This is a genomic window from Pedobacter sp. 10L46_2 (genome assembly GCF_056395165.1).
Genome location: NZ_JBFTIZ010000351.1, coordinates 1 through 4,082, shown reverse-complemented (window position 1 = coordinate 4,082; position 4,082 = coordinate 1). Strand labels below are relative to the sequence as shown.

Annotated in this window: 5 protein-coding genes; 2 read left to right on the top strand and 3 right to left on the bottom strand. The window is 38.3% G+C overall.

Translation table 11 applies throughout. The features are described from left to right. On the top strand, window positions 1-540 hold a 540-nt coding region (locus tag AC1DDX_RS24640; RefSeq protein ID WP_477622762.1), incomplete at its 5' end, for an outer membrane beta-barrel protein. Between the two features lie 12 nt (window positions 541-552). On the opposite strand, the gene AC1DDX_RS24635 is transcribed toward AC1DDX_RS24640, so the two are convergent. Then, complete coding sequence (locus tag AC1DDX_RS24635) at window positions 553-1,617, bottom strand: carboxymuconolactone decarboxylase family protein (protein ID WP_216854464.1); 1,065 nt, start codon at window positions 1,615-1,617, stop codon at window positions 553-555. Between the two features lie 138 nt (window positions 1,618-1,755). Here AC1DDX_RS24635 and AC1DDX_RS24630 point away from each other — a divergent pair, with 138 nt between their 5' ends. Next, the gene (locus AC1DDX_RS24630; protein WP_172662685.1) at window positions 1,756-2,652 is read left to right on the top strand and encodes a helix-turn-helix domain-containing protein; all 897 of its coding nucleotides are present in this window, start codon (window positions 1,756-1,758) and stop codon (window positions 2,650-2,652) included. Window position 2,653: 1 nt separating this feature from the next. On the opposite strand, the gene AC1DDX_RS24625 is transcribed toward AC1DDX_RS24630, so the two are convergent. Together AC1DDX_RS24625 and AC1DDX_RS24620 are read right to left on the bottom strand one after the other, a co-directional pair. Continuing rightward, window positions 2,654-3,724, bottom strand: coding sequence for an alpha/beta hydrolase (locus tag AC1DDX_RS24625; protein ID WP_172662684.1), 1,071 nt, complete (start codon window positions 3,722-3,724; stop codon window positions 2,654-2,656). A 2-nt stretch (window positions 3,725-3,726) separates the two neighbouring features. Further along, window positions 3,727-4,082 (bottom strand): DapH/DapD/GlmU-related protein (locus AC1DDX_RS24620; RefSeq protein ID WP_477622761.1); only part of this gene is annotated, 356 nt, incomplete at its 5' end.

Here is a 4,082-nt window from a genome sequence, read left to right as displayed (position 1 = left end):
CTTACAACGATTGACGGGCCATTAGTGGTTTCAAGTGGAGGAAACTTTATAAGCCGGGATAACGTGGGAGCCTATGTTTCCATTAACCGGGCATTTTTTAAGTGGTGGGAAAATAGCAGCTCTGCGTCTTTTTTTTATTCATCCTCAAAATCCAAAATAAAAGCTATTTCCATCCAAAACGGAACCTCTGCATCGTTTAGTTTTAATAATAATTTCAAGGCAACTAAACAGTTAAATTTCTATCTGAACTACAGCCAGAGCCTTCCTTCAACCAGCGGGAATACATACACGTACAGTGTACGTGATTTCAGGGTGGGTGCCAGATTAAAGTTGCTTAAAGATAATTTGATCATCAACCCCTCCGGCTTTCTGGGTACTGTAAACAAATATGATGTACGTTTTAACGAATTTGTGCGGACGGAAAGAACGGACTATTATTATAAGAACTTCGGTCTTGGTATTACTTATTTATTTGGAAGGTCGAAGGTTTCCGGAAACAACAAGGATATATCTTTTGATGAGAAAAGAAGAGCTCAATAGCAACGCTTCGGCCTAATTAAATTTTTTGAATATTTCTAGCATGGTCTCCTTATCAAGGCTTTCCATATCTATCAATTTGAGCGATTTGACCATTTTAAGAGTAGTGGTTTTATAGTGCTGGAAATGGGGAGTTTTCAAGTGCGATTGGTAGGTAGCTTTATCTGCGTACATTTCGATGATGCGGATTTGGGTAGGGCTTTCCTTTTGGTACATTGGAAAAATGGCGATCACACCTGGTTCCAGTTTTACCGATGCCGAGGCCTCTTCCTTTAGGATAGTATTGTAATCTTTGAGATATTCGGGCAAGATTTCGATCTCCGAAATCCGGACCATTAAGTCAGGTTTTGTTGCAGGTATTAATGGTTCCCCAATTATTTTTCTTACCGTATTTGCCTGCATGATACTGATGTTTGTATGGATCAGTTCGGCAAGCTGTTCGAGTTGTTTGTCTGTGATTCCTGTATTTTTCCCGATATTAATATGAGATTGCAGTTGGCCTTCAACACCCGGCATTGATGCCAGAGCAGCAATGGTTATCAGTTCCCTTTGCTGATAGTTTAATACATCACTTACAAAAATATCGGCAAACAAATGTTCCTTTAAAAAAGTATCAATCCGTGGTGCAAATTCTCCGAAACCGGGTGCAGGTTTTGATTGTGCTGTTCTAGTTAATTCTTCCAAAACCTTTCTACCCAATTCATATTTGTCTTTTGCACCATTTTCTACAACAATTTCTTTTCCCGTTTTGTCGGTGATGCTGTTTTCTTTTCTCTCCTTGGCTACTGTCATAAAAGTATTAATGGCATTAAGGCTTCTTGGAAAGCCACAATAGGCATAAAGCTGAACCAATGCTTCTTTGATCTCATTCTCTGAAAGTCCTGAATCCAGTCCTTTATTCAGTTCCGCTTTCAATAGCGCTAAATTTCCCGTTGCGGTAAGTGCCGAAATAATGACCAAACTCTGCTCCTGAGCGGAAAGAGAGGTATTAACTGCTTTTTTTTCTTGTGCATCCATTTTAGTAATATTTATAGTGAGCACAAGAAATAGTGCCCATTTTAGAAATTTTCTGTTGCCCATGAGCTTTATACTTTATATGACAAATCTCGGGGTTGCAGGCGACATAAGGTTTATACAGGATACGGATTCATTTACCAGTTTTACTGATATTAGATTTAGTACATTGTCTTACAGCTGGTGGTTTATTAAGTTTGTAGTATGAAAGATATCGAAAGAATTGATACGGTAAGACAGTATAACGAATCTATGGGCGTAGATACGTTGCATCCACTGGTAAGCGTGGTTAATTTTGATGAGATCCCTACTTATCAATATTTCAGGAGGTATATGGGAGTTTATGCTATTTTTTTAAAGTATATAAAGTGCGGAAATATGCGTTATGGTTGTCAACCGTATGATTACGAAGATGGGACACTTGTATTTATATCGCCAGGTCAGGTATACGGTATTGACAGCAAAGGAGAAATTATTAAGCCTTCAGGAAAGGCTCTTGTATTTCATCCAGATCTAATTGTTGGTACGCATCTGGGAAAACACATCAAAGATTACTCTTTTTTTTCCTATGATGTGAACGAAGCACTTCATTTATCAAAAAAGGAAAGAGCAAATATTAATGATTGTTTTGAGAAGATTGCGTCTGAAATTGATATGAATATTGATAAACATAGTAAGACCTTGATTGTATCTAATATTGAGCTTTTCCTTAACTACTGCATGCGTTTTTATGACCGCCAATTTATCACCCGCACCAATATCAATCACGATATTTTGGTACGGTTTGAAAATCTATTGAATGATTACTTCAAATCAGATTTGACACAGAATTTAGGCTTGCCAAGTGTAGCCTGGTGCGCAGAACAATTGCATTTGTCGCCAAATTATTTTGGGGATTTAATAAAGAAAGAAACCGGAAATACTGCATTGGACTATATTCAATCGAAATTAATAGACGAAGCTAAGATTAAAATATTTGATCCTTTTAAATCTATAAGTAATATTGCAGATGAATTAGGATTTAAATACCAACAGCATTTTACACGTCTGTTTAAACAGCGGACCGGAATGACGCCCAATGAGTATAGGAAAAGATGTTAAACTATTTAAGACTCTGCTTAAAAAACAATTCCAGTTTATCAAAAGGAATGACATCAATTTTATCATATAAATCAACATGAACTGCATCTGGAATGATCATTAGTTCCTTAGGCTCTGCAGCCATTTTATAGATGTCCTCACTGAAATAGCGTGAATGTGCATTTGCTCCTGCTATCAGCAGAATTGGTCGCGGAGAGATCTCTTTAATGTAAGATAACAATGGCATGTTCATAAATGATAATGGATTGGTGACAAGCCATGCCCCATTTGAATTGACCGAATTAGGATGAAAGCCACGAGGAGTACGGTAGTAGTTAAAATAATCTACAACGAACTGAGGCTCATCTCCCTTCAATTTCTCTGGCAAATTACGAGGCCCATCAGCTGGCGCTCCTTTTTCGGCATCTTCCCAACGCTGTTGGCCAATTTTTTCAAGCATTTGGGTACGTTGTTCAATGGTCATCGAGTCATTGTAGCCTTTCGACATCACTCTGGTCATATCATACATACTAGTTGTGGCAACAGCCTTTACTCGTTTATCAACAGCCACCGCATTTAGTGCCATCCCGCCAAAACCACAGATTCCAATAATTCCTATTTTATTCCTGTCAATAAATGGCTGTAATCCAAGATAGTCAACTGCTGCGCTGAAATCTTCGGTATTAATGTCCGGTGAGGCTACGTTTCTTGGTTCGCCACCACTCTCGCCAGTGTAAGATGGGTCGAATGCGATTACAGCAAATCCACGTTCTGCCATGATGTTGGCATATAGACCTGAAGATTGCTGTTTAACTGCACCAAATGGTCCGCTAACGGCAAGCGCAGCTAATTTTTCGTTCCCGTGGTTTTTAGGTAGGTATAGATCGCCAGATAATGTAATTCCATACCGGTTTTTGAAGCTAACTTTTTGGCGAGTAACCTTATCGCTTAATTTGAATGTATAATGTTCAGATTGTTCTGTAGTGTTCATTTTCTTTAAATTGTTATTAGATGATATTTTTTGCGCAGTTTGTGCGGTTAGTTGAGTAACAGCTATCAGCACTGCAACCATTGTTAGTTTTAAATTTTTCATTGTCATCTATTGTTATTTAGGTCATTAAATTCTATTTGTTTGAGCATTTTTGCGGGAACACCACCTACTATGGTGTTAGCAGGAACATCTTTTGAAACTACAGCACCTGCAGCAACAATTGAATTTTCGCCGATGGTTACCCCAGGAAGTATAGTTGCGCCGGCACCTATCCATGCATTTTGTTTAATTAGGATGGGTTGACACAACATTCCGCGTCGTTCGCTTGGCAGTAAAGGATGGTTTTCAGTAACAAGGTTTACTCTAGGGCCTATAAGCACATGATCTTCAATTGTAATACCGCCCATATCTAAAAAAGAACAGGCATGATTGATAAAAACATGTTTGCCTATCTTAATGG